General features: G+C 41.7%; 14 protein-coding genes and 2 pseudogenes. 13 read left to right on the top strand and 3 right to left on the bottom strand.

Annotated features, from left to right (window positions below; genetic code table 11):
- Positions 1 to 126 precede the first annotated feature (126 nt).
- On the top strand, positions 127 to 510 hold the full coding sequence (gene panD, locus F7734_RS55750) for an aspartate 1-decarboxylase (protein WP_155752768.1): 384 nt from the start codon (positions 127 to 129) through the stop codon (positions 508 to 510).
- An 11-nt stretch (positions 511 to 521) separates the two neighbouring features.
- Positions 522 to 1,421, top strand: a complete 900-nt coding sequence (locus tag F7734_RS55745; RefSeq protein WP_155752767.1) for an MBL fold metallo-hydrolase — start codon at positions 522 to 524, stop codon at positions 1,419 to 1,421.
- 87 nt (positions 1,422 to 1,508) lie between these two features.
- On the opposite strand, the gene F7734_RS55740 is transcribed toward F7734_RS55745, so the two are convergent.
- The gene (locus tag F7734_RS55740; RefSeq protein WP_155752766.1) at positions 1,509 to 2,564 is read right to left on the bottom strand and encodes an anthranilate phosphoribosyltransferase family protein; all 1,056 of its coding nucleotides are present in this window, start codon (positions 2,562 to 2,564) and stop codon (positions 1,509 to 1,511) included.
- 136 nt (positions 2,565 to 2,700) lie between these two features.
- Positions 2,701 to 3,651 carry a LysR family transcriptional regulator gene (locus F7734_RS55735; RefSeq protein ID WP_155752765.1) on the bottom strand — a complete coding sequence of 317 codons (951 nt, stop codon included), beginning with the start codon at positions 3,649 to 3,651 and terminating at the stop codon, positions 2,701 to 2,703.
- Positions 3,652 to 3,932: 281 nt separating this feature from the next.
- Here F7734_RS55735 and F7734_RS55730 point away from each other — a divergent pair, with 281 nt between their 5' ends.
- Positions 3,933 to 4,886 carry an alcohol dehydrogenase catalytic domain-containing protein gene (locus F7734_RS55730; protein WP_155752764.1) on the top strand — a complete coding sequence of 318 codons (954 nt, stop codon included), beginning with the start codon at positions 3,933 to 3,935 and terminating at the stop codon, positions 4,884 to 4,886.
- A gap of 99 nt (positions 4,887 to 4,985) precedes the next feature.
- Here F7734_RS55730 and F7734_RS55725 read toward each other — a convergent pair whose 3' ends face one another.
- Complete coding sequence (locus F7734_RS55725; RefSeq protein WP_155752770.1) at positions 4,986 to 6,254, bottom strand: HEAT repeat domain-containing protein; 1,269 nt, start codon at positions 6,252 to 6,254, stop codon at positions 4,986 to 4,988.
- A gap of 267 nt (positions 6,255 to 6,521) precedes the next feature.
- Between F7734_RS55725 and F7734_RS55720 the strand changes: the two are divergent.
- From F7734_RS55720 to F7734_RS55685, 10 genes and pseudogenes are all read left to right on the top strand, one after another.
- Positions 6,522 to 6,947, top strand: a pseudogene (locus F7734_RS55720) (hypothetical protein); the annotation flags it as partial.
- A 46-nt stretch (positions 6,948 to 6,993) separates the two neighbouring features.
- Entirely contained in the window at positions 6,994 to 7,143 is a 150-nt protein-coding gene (locus F7734_RS66575; protein WP_347566452.1) for a hypothetical protein, read from the top strand.
- A 367-nt stretch (positions 7,144 to 7,510) separates the two neighbouring features.
- Positions 7,511 to 7,636, top strand: a pseudogene (locus F7734_RS64835) (CHAT domain-containing protein); the annotation flags it as partial.
- 44 nt (positions 7,637 to 7,680) lie between these two features.
- On the top strand, positions 7,681 to 7,929 hold the full coding sequence (locus F7734_RS55715; protein ID WP_155752763.1) for a hypothetical protein: 249 nt from the start codon (positions 7,681 to 7,683) through the stop codon (positions 7,927 to 7,929).
- Entirely contained in the window at positions 7,907 to 8,263 is a 357-nt protein-coding gene (locus F7734_RS55710) for a type II toxin-antitoxin system PemK/MazF family toxin (RefSeq protein ID WP_243147598.1), read from the top strand. Before F7734_RS55715 ends, F7734_RS55710 begins: the two co-directional genes overlap by 23 nt.
- A 784-nt stretch (positions 8,264 to 9,047) precedes the next feature.
- Complete coding sequence (locus F7734_RS55705; RefSeq protein WP_155752762.1) at positions 9,048 to 10,373, top strand: CmpA/NrtA family ABC transporter substrate-binding protein; 1,326 nt, start codon at positions 9,048 to 9,050, stop codon at positions 10,371 to 10,373.
- A 162-nt stretch (positions 10,374 to 10,535) separates the two neighbouring features.
- Complete coding sequence (gene ntrB / locus F7734_RS55700) at positions 10,536 to 11,381, top strand: nitrate ABC transporter permease (protein WP_155752761.1); 846 nt, start codon at positions 10,536 to 10,538, stop codon at positions 11,379 to 11,381.
- Between the two features lie 93 nt (positions 11,382 to 11,474).
- Positions 11,475 to 13,457 carry a nitrate ABC transporter ATP-binding protein gene (locus F7734_RS55695; RefSeq protein ID WP_155752760.1) on the top strand — a complete coding sequence of 661 codons (1,983 nt, stop codon included), beginning with the start codon at positions 11,475 to 11,477 and terminating at the stop codon, positions 13,455 to 13,457.
- A 4-nt stretch (positions 13,458 to 13,461) separates the two neighbouring features.
- A complete protein-coding gene (locus F7734_RS55690; protein ID WP_155752759.1) occupies positions 13,462 to 14,316 on the top strand; it encodes a nitrate ABC transporter ATP-binding protein in 855 nt (284 codons plus the stop codon).
- 564 nt (positions 14,317 to 14,880) lie between these two features.
- The gene (locus F7734_RS55685) at positions 14,881 to 16,458 is read left to right on the top strand and encodes a ferredoxin--nitrite reductase (RefSeq protein WP_155752758.1); all 1,578 of its coding nucleotides are present in this window, start codon (positions 14,881 to 14,883) and stop codon (positions 16,456 to 16,458) included.
- Positions 16,459 to 16,531: the final 73 nt, after the last annotated feature.

Here is a 16,531-nt window from a genome sequence, read left to right as displayed (position 1 = left end):
TAACGATGGAATAAAAAATTCCCTACTCCCTACACCCTACCCCCTACCTCCTACACCCTACCCCCTATACCCTACTCCCTGAGTTATAATTTAGACTTATAACTGATACCTCATAACTGTTTTGCAATGCAGCGCACGCTCCTCTTAGCAAAAATTCACAATTGCACTCTCACAGCAGCAAACATTAACTATGTGGGAAGTATTAGCATCGATAGCCTTCTGATGGATAAAGCTGGTATCCTACCTTATGAGTACGTGCATGTAGTGAACATTAACAATGGCGAGCGTTTTACTACTTATGCGATTCCAGCACCAGCCAATTCTGGAGCGATTGAGTTGAATGGAGCAGCAGCACGTCTGGGCATTATGGGCGATCGCTTGATTATAATGTCTTACGGGCAGTTCAGTTTGGAAGAGTCAAAAACTCACTCTCCCACCGTAGTCCTTGTGGATGAAACAAACCGACTAATGGAAGTGCGACGTTACGACGAGCTGCTCAGTAGGACTTAATTTTGACGAACATGCCAAACTCTGAACTTTCGCCTCTTCAAAACTATTTAACTCAAGAGCAACTGACTCCAGTTGAAAACCCAGCATTGGACTTTGTAGTGCAATTTTGGGGGGTGCGGGGTTTGATTCCCAGCCCTGGTAGTAACACCAGTCGATATGGTGGCAATACCGCTTGCGTAGAGATGCGAGTTGGCAAAAAACACTTAATTTTTGATGGGGGTACTGGTTTACGTTTACTTGGGAGAAGTAGGCTTCCTGAGACGATAGAAGCTCATGTATTCTTTACAAACTCCCAATCAAACCGCATTCAAGGATTTCCCTTTTTTGCACCTGCATTTCTTGCAGAAAATTGTTTCCATATTTATGGGACAGCAGCGTTGAATGGAGCCTCTATCAAACAATGCCTTTGCGATCAAATGCTCCAACCGCACTTTCCCTACCCATTACAAATTATGCAATCAGATCTGCACTTTCATAATTTTGCCCCAGGGAAGGTTTTTAAGGTAGATGATATTACGATCGCAACAGCATTAATTAATCATCACCAAAAATCAGTAGGCTACCGAGTGACTTGGCAAGAGTATAGTGTTGCTTATATTACAGATTTACATCACAGCTTAAGCGACACAGATCTAGAACACATTGCACAACTCACCAAAGGCGCAAATTTATTGATTGCTAATGCAACCTACACACCCCCATCTATACGCATCCACCAGCATACAGAAATTTATTGGCAGACGGCTGTTGATTTAGCTCAACATCTTGATGCTAAATTGCTTGTCATTTCTCACCATCATCCAGATGACTGTGATGATTTTCTTGATGAAGTGCAAACTGAGGTTCAATCCATCTTTCCCAAAGCAATATTAGCTCGTGAGGGCTTGGTTTTAACAGTGACAAATGGCTAATTGCTAATGGCTAATGGCTAATTGCTAATGGTTAATTGCTAATGGCTAATGGCTAATGACAAATGACACTTGACAAATGACACTTGACTAAATTCTTTGAGAAAGTTCTTGAAGTTTTTCAGCAACTGCACCACTTGTTAATAATTTTTTGGCTTTGGCTATACCCTCTTGCATATCCGAACAAATTCCGGAACGCCAGAGGTAAAATCCTCCATTCCATAAAGCTGTGTCCATAAGTTCTGAAGGTTTTCCATCTAAGACTCCCTTTATACTCGCAACCAGTTCTTCCAAAGAACCTAGGGGTACATTTTTCATAGCAAAGCCACAATCGCGGGCGGCTAAATGCAATCGTTCTATGGGTGCTGTAACTGCTTCTTTCGGTGTTGCTCCTCCTAAACCAACGATCGCTGTGCGATCGCGTGGTAAGTCGCAACTCCCCTCCAAACCCTTTATTGTTGTAAAATAGGTAACTCCTTGCAGTGCCAGTACCGTTTGGAATAAACCTTCTGTCGGTGGATGAACGAATCCGGTGATAATGTGAACATCCCCCGCATAAGGACACCAAATCAATTCCATTGTCGCAAACGGAGGACGCTTACCTATCTGATCGCGATATTCCCAAAGACTTTCAGTTAATGGAAAATGCTTAGGTGTATAAATAAATCCTATTCCAGTTTGCTCAAATACGTGCTGGGTTTTTGCTAATGACAACTCAGCCCAATCGACACCTAACCCTTGCCAGATATCTATTAATGGTAAACCGTACTTAGTGGGTTTGCGATCGCCGCCATGCATAACCACTGGCTGTCCGGATACCGCAAGTAGCAAAGCTGTTACAGGGCTAATAGGAGCAGTGCGAGTTCTACCATCATAAGGTATGCCCAAAACAATCGCTTTGCGATCGCTAGTAATTGGTTGTAATTTTGGTCCCAATTCATGATATACGTCCAACATACCTGCTATCTCTTCTGCCGTAGGACGTTTAATCCGGTGAGCAATCAGAAACGCTCCTATTTGGGCTGGTGTTGCTTCTTCCAGTAGCATCATCCTTGTTGCTGTGGCTGCTTCAGCACGAGTTAAACTCTCAGAGGTGTGTTCGCCACTGCCTACCTTTTTTAGTAATTCCCTGAATACTGTACTCATTTGTTAATAAGGTTAGTTGTTAGTGGTTAGTGGTTAGTTGTTGGTTGTTGGTTGTTAGTTATTGATTGTTAATTATTCCACTAACCACTATCTACTAACCACTAACCACTAACCACTAACAACTAACCACTAACTCTTAAGAAGCAGAACACAAGACAGATTCTGCTTGTGGTGGAATGTTTTCTTTGACCAATTGCCAAAAATGTTTGATTGGGGGTATTTGCAGGCGATCGTGAGTTGTTACCATAACCACCCGGCGAGTAAAACTAGAACTGTCAGATGCAGAACTATTCGTATTGGCAGCAAGAGTTCGCACAGCAAGAGTTGGATCATTGCGAGCTTCAACCAGTGCTGAATAAGGAAGCAAAGCGACAAGTTCTCCTTGACGCACCACTCCTCTGAAAGCATCGAGGGTGTTTACCTCTAAAGCTGCTTGTAGTCGAGCTTCCAATCGCTCAAATCTATCTTGTACTAAACGCTGCATCCCATAACCGTCCTTAAAGACGACTTGTGGGTAACGAACAAGTTCTGACCAGGGGATGCTTTCATATTGTGCTAAAGGATGGTTTGTTGCTGTTAAAACTTCTATTGGTTCATCATAAAGGACTTCAACCACCATTTCTTTACCGGCGGTCAAAAAGCGATTATTCATTACAATTGCTAAATCCACCAATCCATCTTTGAGGACTTTTAATGCTCGGTCACTCCCTAGCGATGTTACCCGCAATTGCACTTCTGGATAATCATGACAAAATTTTTGCAAAACTGGTGGTAGGTAATAGGCGCACAAGGAGTGAATTGCCGCAATACAAAGTTCTGGCTGTTTTCCAGCCAGCAAATCACCTATCTCTTGTGTAGCACTTTGCCACTCCTGACAAATTTTACGAGCGCGGGGAAGTAAGCGCTCACCTGCCAGTGTCAACTTTGCTTGACTTGTTCTATGGAACAGTTCCAATCCCACATCTTCTTCAAGCGCCTGGATTTGACGGCTGATTGTCGATTGGGTTACACCACATTTTCGTGCTGCGGCTTGGAAACTGCCGCTTTCTGCGATCGCCAGAAAGGCTTGCAACTGCTCTAGTCGCATTTTTATGTAGCCTGAATTACACTTATGGCTCTCATTAAATTAACGTACTTTCCGGCACAAATTGGTACAGTGTGTTACAAGAATTCTTTAACAAGAAATTTTTAGAACGCTCGATCTGAATATTTTTTAAAGTGAATTTAGGAACAGAGTTCATCTTATTTTAAGTTTGTCCGAGCGAGTGCAATGACCTGATTTGGTGCTAGCATACCACCAACGGTAACAACTTCCAGTGTTCTGTGTTTCTTCTGGGTAGTAACTTTTCACTCTTTCCTCTATAAACTATGAAAGGACTGTGGCTCGAAAACAACCGACTTCAACTCCGTACCGACATCCCTATTCCCGAACCACCACAGGGAGAAGCTTTGGTACGTGTTTTGTGTGCTGGTATCTGCAACACCGACATAGAACTCAAGAGAGGTTACTATCCCTACAACGGTATTCTTGGGCACGAATTTGTTGGTGTTGTAGAACAAGGACCACAATACCTAGTGAATCAACGTGTAGTCGGAGAAATCAACGCTGTCTGCGGACAATGTAGGTTCTGTCGGAGCGGACAACCCACCCATTGCGAAAATCGTACTGTTCTTGGCATTGTCAACCGCAACGGAGCTTTTGCTGATTATCTGACTTTACCCATAGAGAACCTGCATCCTGTACCTGAAAATATTCCTACAGAAGTTGCAACTTTTACTGAACCTTTAGCAGCAGCGCTGGAAATTCAGCAGCAAGTGCGGTTACGTCCTGAAGACCGGGTACTCGTGGTTGGTGATGGTAAACTGGGGCAATTAGTAGCGCAGACAATAGCTTTAACTGGGTGTGAGCTTTTAGCCGTGGGACGTCATCAAGACAAACTTGCTAACTTAGAGGATCGGGGTATTAAAACTGGTCTAGTGGATGCGGTTAAAGACAGAACTTTTGATATTTCGGTAGAATGTACTGGTAACTCTGAAGGATTTGCCACCGCCCTCCGCGCCTTGCGTCCAAGAGGAACTTTAGTACTCAAAAGTACCTATGCAGGTAACCTAAGCTTTAATGCTTCCTCTTTAGTTGTGGACGAAATCACTTTAATTGGCTCCCGTTGCGGTTCTTTTCAACCTGCACTTGAACTGTTAGCACAAGAAAGAGTCAATGTAAAACCGCTCATTCATGCACGTTATCCCCTTACAGAAGGGCTTGCTGCTTTTGAACGTGCCCAAGGTAAAGGTGTTTTAAAGGTTTTATTGGAAATTGGTTAATGGTTAGTGGTTAGTGGTTAGTGGTTAGTGGTTAGTGGTTAGTGGTTAGTGGTATAACTAGCAACCAACAACCAACAACCAACAACTAACAACTAACAACTAACAACTAACATCTGATAAATTTTTCAGCGCAGCAAATGCGTGCAATCTTACTAGTGCATCTCGATCTGCTGCCATTTGTGTTAATGTACTTAAGGCTTGCTTGTTCCCTAATTGACCTAAAGATAAGGCGATCGCACTTCTAATACTCGAAATTTCAACTGATTGATGGTTTTTTTGAACAATCTCTAGTATAATCTCTGCTGCTATATCCTTAAGTGCTGAATGGCTGACTCTTCCTAAAACAGTGACGATTTCCTGCCACAAAGTTGGCACTTCTAACTGATAAAATGCTTGCTGCAAATACTCTATACCTAATAATGTCCCAACCCAACTTAAAGCTCGGATGGCTTCCAATTGCAAGCGGGTTGGTGTATGAGGCGATATTAGCACCTGAAATAAGGGCTGTGCTGCACTGTCACTACCCATCTTAGAAAGAGCGATGGCAGCCGCACAGCATACGTCTAAGTTAAAATCGTAAAGCCTTTGTTGGAGTTTCGCTACCAAGTCCAATTCCAAAAGCAAATCGCGACGACAGCCCAAACCCAGCACAGCCTCTTTTCTTACTGGAGCGGCTATATCATCCAAAGCGTTTAAAAGCACTGGTGGGACACGAGGATCGTGAAAGCTGCTAAGTGCTTCAATAGCTGTTACGCGTATTGTCACCTGTGGATCTCGTACTACACTTAATAAAGGTGGGATAATTTCTTTTTGTCGAATACAAGCAAGTGCTTTCACTGCTAAAAGACGTGTTTCTTCACCATGGATTGAATTTTGGTAGGAACTGTTCTCATCTATGTTGTCTTGCACTAACAGTTCTGTCAGGGTAGCGATCGCCACTGTACCCATTTGCCCTAGTGCTGTTGCTGTGACTTCCTTGATTGCTTCACTTTCACTCTTTTGGAGCAATGTCATCAATGGCGCGATCGCATCTTGACTTTTCAAATCGCCTAAAATTCTTGCTGCGTACCACCGCAATTCTTCCTCTGCATCTTCATCTTCTAAAATAGCAATGAGTTCGGGGATCGCAATTGTCCCCCAGCGAGGAAACACTTTAGCAATTTCCCATCTTTGCTGAAAGTCTCCGCCTTCTAGGGCAGAAAGTGCAAGTTCTAACAAGTATTTTTGATTTTTCTCTTCTCCAAGATATTCTGAATTTTCTATGAGAGTCAACTGTTGCAAACTTTGAATTAGTAAAGACCAATCGGCTGCTTCATATGCCTCCTCTGCTTGCAATATTAGCTGATTTATGTTACACACACTTGCCATACTTTCCAAATACACTTGATGGATTTATTGTAATCATTTGTATAGAGAATTACAAAACTTGATTTCATGAATAGTACACGTACAGTTTACTGTAAGTAGTAAGCGAATTCCAGACAATGCTATGTTGCAGAGGATTAGGTACTTTGCGCGATCGTCTAAAAGCCTTGCTGTAAAGTTTTCAGATTGAAAAATTAAATGAGTTGCAGCTTAACCAGTTTTTGAATATTCTCACTCAAGTTAGTCATGGCTTTAAGCTCATCTTATTGCCGCAAGCCCGATAACTGGAGTGAAACCTTTGCTGATGGTGACTTTGCTGACTTCATCAAACCCATCGTTGACACCCTCGACCTTTACCATAATTCTGGAGTTGACCCAAGAGCGATCGCAATCCCATTCAAACAGTTAGCCCAGAACCACCTAGAAGCAGAACTGGAAATTGTAGCAATGGAGAAACGGGGTGAAGATAAGTTTTTACTGCGTGCTAAAACCGCACCGCAAACTGATAAGTCAGAACTTAGCGCACAATATTTTGACACCTACAATCAACTTAAAGGTTTACCAGAGCCAGAAATGAGACGACTGCTAGAATAGCAAGGCAGCAGAATTCGCAATTTAGAGAATATGTTGACAACAGCGCTCCACAGCCCTCAATTTCATGAAGTGAAAACAATCTTGATTTTAGGAGCAAATCCAAAAACCACCTCGTCTCTACGATTGGATGAAGAAGTTAGAGAAATTGATGCCGGTTGTTCATTTTAGCGGTCATGGTTCGGGGGATGATGGTCTGGCGCTTGAAGATGAAACAGGAAACGTGCGATTAGTGGAAACACAAGCCCTCGCTGAATTGTTTAAGCTCTTCGCTAATATAGGAATCCTAAATGATTTCTAAAAAACTTTAAGTACTGTAGGGTGGGCATTGCCAGCCCTTTCAACGCGAACAAATGAACTACTAAGATGAAGGCTGAAACCCGCTCTATGACTGGATCGAAAAATGAGGTCTCTAGGCTATCAATGAGGTAGGATGCAAAAGCCCATCAAAAACGGTCAATAAATCGCTCGTTAAATTGGGTACTTTTTTGCACAATTTCCTGTGAATCTGATTGCATAAGGGTTAATTGGGCGTCAATTTTGGGGGAAAACTTAGTACAAATGAACGCGTTGAAAGGGCTGGTAGGGCTAAAGCCCACCAACTAAAGCTTGCGTGCGGCATAGCCCTACCTACGTATAGTTCAAAAATCAAATAGGGGTCCTATACAATTGAATGTGTTGTCCTCAACGCCTGTTACTCAGAAGTGCAAGCTAGTGCGATCGCCCAATACATCCCCTATGTTATTGGCATGAACAAAGAGATTGGAGATAGAGCGGGTATTGAGTTTGCATTGCACGCATCATCAAGAGCGTGCTAGCATCTAAGAAAATATTAGTTATGACCAAAGCAGAAGTCTTGGAAGCGCTGAAAAAGATGACGACTGAAGAACGGTTGGAAATGATTGAAATAGCATCAAAGTTAATTCGTGAAGAAATTACTGCAAAATCGAAAGTTCCTCTTCAAAAAGAACTGAGTTTAGCTGAAGCTGCTGAAGTCATGCGTTCTTTTTACGAACAAGGAAGTGAGTTAGTCATTTTCGCCGATCGGGATACAGAAGACTTCTATGAATATGAAGATTATGCGTAGAGGTCAAATTTGGCTTTTTAATTCTGACCCCACTGTTGGAGATGAAATTGGCAAAACCCGCCCCGCAATTATTGTTAATAATGATGAAATTGGTACATTACGGCTGAAGGTTGTTGTACCAATTACTGGATGGAATGATGCTTTTACTGGTGTAGTTTGGATGGTTCGATTAGAACCGAGCACTGAAAATGGTTTAAGTAAACCTTCAGTTGCAGATACATTTCAAGTACGTTCAATCTCGCAGCAGAGATTAGTTCGTCAACTGGGAATTTTGTCAGATGAGCAGATGCAAAACATCAGCACAGCCTTGGCAATTGTCTTATGCATCAATTAGTTTGCTTGTCAATAGATAAATGTAATATTCCCCAGAAACAGTTGCTAAGAACCATCGGCTGCTTCATATGCCTCCTCTGCTTGCAATACTAGATGATTTATGTTACCCACAATTGCCATACTTTCCAAATACACTTGATAGATTTATTGTAATCATTTGCATAAAGAATCACAAAACCCGATTTCTTTGACGAAACCGGGCAAACTGAAAACTCTAGAATTAAACGGGCTTTAGTTTAAATTAATTGTTTTACATTGCTTGTAAATTCTTATTATGTAAAAAATGCATTGATTTTATACTTTATTTGCAAAACCTCATAAATTTGGTAACTCTGTATACGATTTTAATCATTTTTCAAGTTTAATTTATATACTGTTACGCAATGACACAATCTGTAAGTAAGCAGATATTTTGAATTGCACCAGAAATCTTCATAAGATTTCTAGAGATCGGAATAGCTAAGTAAGTCAGCACAGTTAAAGTTAACTAGAGAGGATCGTCATTAGTCATTGGTCATTCGTCATTGGTAAGGATTCTATGTAGATTTACAATTTGTAATCTAGTTTGGTTTATTTGCGCCTAGCTACTTACAAAAGGTATTAGCCACCAAAGATTGAACTTTTCTCAAAGAAGTTCGCGATTACGAAGCGCAAGCCGAAAGAGTGCTTATCGCATTCTTTGGCATGGGTAAAAAGTTGAAAAAATTTGTTCTTATTACTAGCAGCGAGTGGACAACTGTTCTACTAACCACTAACTACTAACCACTAACAATTTCAAACAGACAATGACAAACTTTTCCAGAAGACAATTTATTGTTACAGCCGGTGCTACAACAGTTGGAGCTATCCTGGCTCACGGTTGTTCCTCAGATAAAGCCACTTCAGATACTTCCGATACGACCAATGGTTCAGTAAACAATGTTGCTAATGTGACTACAGCAGCCAATACTCTCAAAGTAGAAACAACCAAGGCAAAACTAGGATTTATTCCTTTGACTGATGCAGCACCTCTAATTATTGCCAAAGAGAAAGGCTTTTTTGCCAAGTATGGCATGACAGATGTGGAAGTCATCAAGCAGAAATCATGGCCTGTAACCCGTGATAATCTAAAAATAGGCTCTGCGGGTGATGGTATTGATGGAGCGCATATTCTCAGCCCAATGCCCTATTTGCTTACCATCAATGATAAAGTGCCAATGTATCTTTTGGCACGATTAAATATTAACGGTCAGGCTATTTCTGTTGCTAACAAACTCAAAGATTTCAAGGTTGGTTTAGAGAGTAAAGCTCTCAAACAAGCTGTTAGTAAAGCCAAATCAGAGCAAAAATCAATGAAGGTTGCGATGACCTTCCCTGGTGGAACACACGATTTGTGGATGCGTTATTGGATAGCCGCAGGAGGTCTAGAACCCAATCAAGATTTAGTGCTCGAACCAGTACCACCACCACAAATGGTGGCAAACATGAAAGTTGGAACGGTAGATGCATTTTGTGTGGGAGAGCCTTGGAACGCCCAATTGGTAAGCCAAAACTTGGGCTATACAGCGCTTATCACAGGTGAGTTGTGGAAAAACCATCCAGAAAAAGCTTTTGCTATGCGGAAAGATTGGGTTGATAAAAATCCCAATGCAGCACAAGCACTGTTAATGGCAATTATGGAAGCCCAGCAATGGTGCGATCAACCAGAAAATAAAGAAGAAATGTGCAAAATTTGCTCTGGTCGCAAGTATTTTAACGTCGCTGTAGCAGATATTTTAGAGCGCTCTAAAGGCAATATTGATTATGGTGATGGACGAAAAGTCAGCGATTCTCCACTGCGTATGAAATTCTGGACAGATAACGCTTCTTATCCATACAAGAGCCACGATCTATGGTTTCTGACAGAAAACATTCGCTGGGGCTATTTGCCAAAAGAAACCAAAATTAAGGAAATTGTAGACCAAGTTAATAAAGAAGATTTGTGGAAGAAAGCAGCTAAAGCGTTGGGTGTACCTGACTCTGAAATTCCCACTAGCTCTTCTCGTGGAGTAGAAACTTTCTTTGATGGTGTCAAGTTTGACCCTGAAAAGCCGGAAGCGTATTTGCAAAGTTTAAAAATTAAGAGTTTATAGCTAATTGCTAATGGCTAATTGCTAATGGCTAATGGCTAATTGCTAATGGCTAATTGCTAATGGCTAATGGCTAATTGCTAATGGCTAATGGCTGATAGCAATGAACAATTAGCAATTAGCAATTAGCAATTAACGTTAAGATAGAGATTGGAGAGGAAAATAATGACTGCAACCCTTGGAAGTCGTACCCGTAGAAAAAAAGCTCAGAAAGAGATCGCTCAATTGATATCTAAAAAAATTGTTCCACCAATCGTAGCACTTGTGCTTTTTTTGGCTGTTTGGCAATTACTGTGTTCCACCTTAAAATCGAATTTACCCGGTCCAATAGAAACTTTTTCAGAAACTTGGGACCCTTTTATTATTCAACCATTCTTTGATAATGGAGGAAATGATAAAGGATTGGGCTGGCAACTCCTTAATAGTTTGGGAAGAGTTGGTTTGGGATTTTCTTTATCAGCTTTTGTCGGTATTTTTCTGGGTATGTTCATAGGATCTAACCAATTATTTTATAATGCTGTCGATCCTCTTTTTCAAGTTTTGCGAACTGTTCCGCCCTTAGCTTGGTTGCCTATTTCTCTAGCCGCTTTTCAGCAAGCCAATCCTTCTGCGATTTTTGTGATTTTTATCACCTCAATTTGGCCTATCCTGATCAACACCACAGTAGGAGTTCAGCAACTTCCTCAAGACTATAGAAATGTTGCCAGAGTCTTGAAATTGAGAGGTAGTAAGTATTTTTTCAAAATTTTGTTTCCTGCAACTGTTCCCTATATTTTCACTGGGTTAAGAATTGGTATCGGTTTGTCCTGGTTGGCAATTGTAGCCGCAGAAATGTTGGTTGGTGGTGTCGGTATTGGTTCATTTATTTGGGATGCCTATAACACGACAACTGAAACTAATCTTAGCGAGATTATTCTGGCACTTATTTATGTTGGTCTAGTAGGTTTAATGCTAGATAAATTGGTTGCCTTAGTTGCTAAAAAAATTGTCCCACAAGAACAGAAAAATTAATGTTGAATAATTCCCCTACTCCCTAACCAATGTACGGGCGCAATGCCTTGCACCCCTACTAACTACTCACTACTAACCACTAACCTTTAACCAATGACTTTTGTAGAAATTGACCACGTTGAACGTGTATTCGATTTGCCAAATGGCAATCATTATATCGCCCTGAAAAACATTGAACTGAAAATTCAGCAAGGTGAGTTCATTTCCTTAATTGGACATTCGGGTTGTGGCAAATCGACTTTGCTGAATATTATTGCTGGCTTAGATAGAGCTAGTATTGGGGGTGTGATTTTGGAAGGTAAAGAAGTACGAGAACCAGGTCCTGACCGGATGGTTGTGTTCCAAAATTACTCGCTACTACCTTGGCTGACAGTACGGGAAAACATTGCACTCGCAGTGGATGAAGTTTATCAAGACAAGCCCAAGAGCGATCGCAAAGCCATTGTCGAACATCATATTGATATGGTGGGGTTGCGCCATGCAGCACACAAACGTCCGAGCGAGCTGTCGGGTGGAATGAAACAACGAGTCTCTATCGCTAGGGCTTTGGCTATCCGTCCTAAATTATTACTGCTAGACGAACCTTTTGGAGCTTTGGACGCTTTAACAAGGGGTAGTTTGCAGGAACAGTTGATGAAGATTTGTAACGAACACAATCTCACTTGTGTGATGGTAACCCATGATGTGGATGAGGCGCTTTTGTTGAGCGATCGCATCGTTATGCTTACCAATGGTCCGGAAGCACACATTGGACAAATTCTGGAAGTACCTTTTCCCCATCCCCGTCAACGCCTTGAAGTTGTTAATCATCCCAAATATTACAACCTGCGGAACGAAATCATTTACTTCCTCAACCAACAAAAACTGGCTAAGAAGCGCCAAGGGAAAGTTGAAGCACCAGCAATTCTTTCTCGCAACGGCTTAGAAAAAACTAATCTGGAAATAGGTTTTCTTCCTTTAACCGATGCTGCACCCCTAATAGTTGCTAAGGAAAAAGGTTTCTTTCAAAAATACGGATTGGAAGAAGTTCATCTCAATCGCGAAATCAACTGGAAAGAAATCGCTAAGGGCGTTGGTACTGGTAGACTTGATGCGGCTCAGATGGTGGCTGGTATGCCTGTTGCCCTGACGTTAGGTGCTGGTGGTAAAACCCCAATTCCCGTCGTCACTGCTCTTACCCTCTCTCGCAATGGCAACGCAATTACTCTTAGCAAAGAATTTTACCAGCAAGGCGTAAAAACGCTAGCCGATCTAAAAGCTGCATTCAACGCTAACTTAGACCGAACTTACACTCTAGGAGTCGTGCATCCAGTATCAATGCAGAACCTCATCCTGCGTTATTGGCTGGCTGCTGATGGTATAGATCCAGACAAAGATGTGAGTTTGGCGATCGTTCCACCATCCGAAATGGTTTCTAACCTGAAAAATGAAACAATTGATGGTTTCTGTGTTGGAGAACCCTGGAATGCTTGTGCTGTGAGCGAAAACCTTGGTTATGTTATCGCCACCGATCTAGAAATCTGGTCGGGACATGCAGAAAAAGTATTGGGAGTGAGAGAAGATTGGGCAAATAACCATCCACAAACACATCTTGCGCTTGTCAAGGCTCTTCTCGAAGCATGCGATTATTGTGACGACTTTCGCAACCGCGAGGAAATCTTGGAATTACTTTGCCGTCCTGAATATTTAGGTACAAATCCTGCATATACCCGTCTTGGTTTCATTGACCCTTACGTTCGTGGTGATGGCAAACAACCCCAACAACTTACAACCTACAACCAATTCAAATTTAATAAAAGCAATTACCCCGAACGCAGCGAGATGGTGTGGATTATGACTCAGTTAGCTCGTTGGAACTTAATTCCATTTCCCAAAAACTGGGTGCAGATCGTTGAAAGAGTTTGTCGTACAGATGTATTTGGTGTAGCAGCACGCGAACTTGGTTTCTTCGATATTGGTCGAGATACTCCACTTGAGCTATTTGATGGTAAAGTATTCAACTCTTCAGAACCACTAGAGTATCTCGACAGCCTGGACATCAAACGACAACTGCGTATTGAAGAAGTGTTTATTTAGCCATATGCAATCTCTCAACAAAATTCAAAACCAAGCTGAAGGTTATGCACTAAAAACACAAAAACCAGAACCTTTTCTGGTTATTGAGGGTGTAACCAAAATTTACCCCACTCCCAATGGTCCTTACACGGTACTAGATGGAATTGACTTCACTGTCAATGAAGGGGAATTTATTTGTATCATCGGTCATTCCGGCTGTGGTAAATCAACATTGCTGAATATGATTTCTGGTTTTAATCAGCCTACTGAAGGGGTGGTGTTGCTACAAAATAAGCCCATTACAGAACCAGGACCAGATCGGATGATGGTTTTTCAAAATTACTGTCTCCTTCCTTGGTTAAATGTTTTTGATAACGTCTATCTAGCGGTTGATTCAGTCTATCCTAAAAAAACTGAAGCAGAAAAAAGAGCCATTGTCAAAGAACATTTGGCAATGGTGGGACTTTTAGAAGCAGCACAAAAGCAACCCGGTCAAATCTCAGGCGGAATGAAACAACGGGTGGCGATCGCCCGTGCTCTCTCGATTCGTCCCAAAGTTTTGATTTTAGATGAACCCTTTGGTGCGTTGGATGCTATTACCAGGGAAGAACTGCAAGAAGAACTGCTGAAAATTTGGCGCGAGCATCGGGTCACTATTTTGATGATTACTCATGACATTGATGAAGCTTTATTTATGGCAGATCGTCTGGTAATGATGACAAACGGTCCATCTGCGACAATTGGTGAAATTTTGGATATTCCCTTTGCTCGACCCCGAAATCGTACCCGAATCATGGAAAATCCTAAATTTTACGAAATGAGAAACTACGCTCTGGACTTTTTGTACAACAAATTTGCTCATGATGATGCAGCCGAATGACGGGGAATTCTCTTGGATTTCATATTGGAAAATAATTGGTAATAGAAAAAACTTATCAATTATATATCGCAATTCTATTTGACTTGTGACAATTGACTGTGTATGTGTCCCCAGCTTCTTCAAGAAGTCGGGGATTTAATTTCATTATTCGTGAGACAAAAAACTTGGTATCTCCCAGATACCGGGTTTTTCAGGATTACTTTAAAGAGGATGCATAATTTCTGTTCTCTGCTTCTTTAATTATGCAAATGTTGCATGATGTAAATATTGCATCATAGTGATACATTTTGTTCATCGATCTTCTAATTCCGTAACAAAATATACGATTTGCATGACTGGACGCGCTTAAATTAGGGGGGTATAAATGGTTAACAAAATAAATTGTTGAAGTAAATCAGGAAATTTATAAGGTGCATGGGATGACGAATTTGTCATGATTTAATGACCAAAATCCATAGATATTTATTGTAGGCATTTCAAGACTGAAACTGTATTTCATTTGAATAGAACTGCGAGCGCACAAAAAGTCAGCCAAAACTAACAACCCATAATTAGAGTGAGACCATGACTGACAAAGTATCTACCTCCACAGCCAGCTTAAATAAGTTTGAAAAATTCAAAGCTGAAAAAGACGGACTTGCTGTTAAGGCAGAAATAGAGAAATTTGCATCTCTAGGTTGGGAAGCAATGGACGAAACCGACCGCGACCATAGACTTAAGTGGGTGGGCGTATTTTTTCGCCCTGTCACTCCAGGGAAGTTTATGATGCGGATGCGGATGCCGAATGGTATTATTACCAGCGACCAAATGCGTGTCTTAGCGGAAGTCATACAACGTTATGGCGACGAAGGTAGCGCAGATATTACAACCAGACAGAATATTCAACTGCGAGGTATTCGTATTGAAGACCTTCCAGAGATATTTGAGAAATTCCATACAGTGGGCTTAACCAGCGTGCAATCAGGGATGGACAATGTCCGCAACATCACTGGCGATCCTATCGCAGGGCTAGATGCAGAGGAATTGTTCGATACACGAGAGTTGGTGCAACAAATTCAAGATATGGTCACCAACAAAGGTGAAGGGAACCCCGAATTTACTAACCTTCCACGCAAGTTTAACATTGCCATCACTGGTGGGCGTGATAACTCAGTCCACGCTGAAATCAACGATTTGGCTTTTGTTCCTGCTTTTAAAGAGAGCAATGGAGAAGAAACAGCCCAAACCCCAGTATTTGGCTTTAACATCCTAGTAGGAGGCTTTTTCTCTGCCAAACGTTGTGAAGCCGCAATTCCTCTGAATGCTTGGGTTCCGCCTGAGGATGTTGTCGCTGTCTGTAGAGCCGTTTTGGAGGTTTTTCGTGATAACGGCTCGCGTGCAAATCGTTTAAAATCCCGCTTGATGTGGTTGATCGATGAGTGGGGTATAGAAAAATTCCGTGACGAAGTTGAACGTAAGTTAGGCAAACCATTGCTCAGCGCCGCAGCAAAGGATGAAATTGACTGGGAAAAACGCGACCACATCGGAGTCTACAAGCAGAAACAACCAGGATTCAACTATGTAGGCTTGCACGTTCCTGTTGGGCGGCTATATGCCGAAGATATGTTTGAAATGGCTCGTTTGGCAGAAGTTTATGGCAGTGGTGAAATTCGCCTGACTGTGGAAGAGAACTTCATTATCCCAGACGTTTCTGATTCGCGGTTAGAAACTTTATTAACTGAGCCTCTTCTCGAGAAATTTAGTGTTAACCCAACTCCTTTAACAAGAGCATTAGTCTCTTGCACGGGCGCACAATTTTGTAACTTTGCTCTCATCGAAACCAAAAATCGTGCATTAGCGATGATTAAAGAACTCGAACAAGAGTTAGAAGTCACTCGTCCCGTGCGAATTCATTGGACAGGCTGTCCTAACTCCTGCGGACAGCCTCAAGTGGCAGATATTGGTTTGATGGGAACCAAAGCTCGTAAAAATGGTAAAGCAGTCGAAGGCGTTGACATATATATGGGTGGCAAAGTTGGCAAAGATGCTCACCTAGGATCGTGTGTAGCTAAAGGAATTCCCTGCGAAGACTTGTTACCAGTTTTACGCGAACTCATTATTGAACACTTTGACGCACGCTTGCGAGAAGCAGTAACAGTTTAATGGTTAGTGGTTAGTGGTTAGTGGTTAGTGGTTAGTGGTTAGTGGTTAGTGGTTAGTGGTTAGTGGTTAGTGG

The sequence above is a fragment of the Scytonema sp. UIC 10036 genome (assembly GCF_009725235.1).
This window is presented reverse-complemented; position numbering and strand designations above follow the sequence as displayed.

Coding starts and splice junctions, on each gene's coding strand:
- panD (WP_155752768.1), top strand. CDS start 127: ATGCAGCGCACGCTCCTCTTAGCAAAAATTCACAATTGCACTCTCACA.
- F7734_RS55745 (WP_155752767.1), top strand. CDS start 522: ATGCCAAACTCTGAACTTTCGCCTCTTCAAAACTATTTAACTCAAGAG.
- F7734_RS55740 (WP_155752766.1), bottom strand. CDS start 2,564: ATGAGTACAGTATTCAGGGAATTACTAAAAAAGGTAGGCAGTGGCGAA.
- F7734_RS55735 (WP_155752765.1), bottom strand. CDS start 3,651: ATGCGACTAGAGCAGTTGCAAGCCTTTCTGGCGATCGCAGAAAGCGGC.
- F7734_RS55730 (WP_155752764.1), top strand. CDS start 3,933: ATGAAAGGACTGTGGCTCGAAAACAACCGACTTCAACTCCGTACCGAC.
- F7734_RS55725 (WP_155752770.1), bottom strand. CDS start 6,254: ATGGCAAGTGTGTGTAACATAAATCAGCTAATATTGCAAGCAGAGGAG.
- F7734_RS66575 (WP_347566452.1), top strand. CDS start 6,994: ATGCCGGTTGTTCATTTTAGCGGTCATGGTTCGGGGGATGATGGTCTG.
- F7734_RS55715 (WP_155752763.1), top strand. CDS start 7,681: ATGACCAAAGCAGAAGTCTTGGAAGCGCTGAAAAAGATGACGACTGAA.
- F7734_RS55710 (WP_243147598.1), top strand. CDS start 7,907: ATGAATATGAAGATTATGCGTAGAGGTCAAATTTGGCTTTTTAATTCT.
- F7734_RS55705 (WP_155752762.1), top strand. CDS start 9,048: ATGACAAACTTTTCCAGAAGACAATTTATTGTTACAGCCGGTGCTACA.
- ntrB (WP_155752761.1), top strand. CDS start 10,536: ATGACTGCAACCCTTGGAAGTCGTACCCGTAGAAAAAAAGCTCAGAAA.
- F7734_RS55695 (WP_155752760.1), top strand. CDS start 11,475: ATGACTTTTGTAGAAATTGACCACGTTGAACGTGTATTCGATTTGCCA.
- F7734_RS55690 (WP_155752759.1), top strand. CDS start 13,462: ATGCAATCTCTCAACAAAATTCAAAACCAAGCTGAAGGTTATGCACTA.
- F7734_RS55685 (WP_155752758.1), top strand. CDS start 14,881: ATGACTGACAAAGTATCTACCTCCACAGCCAGCTTAAATAAGTTTGAA.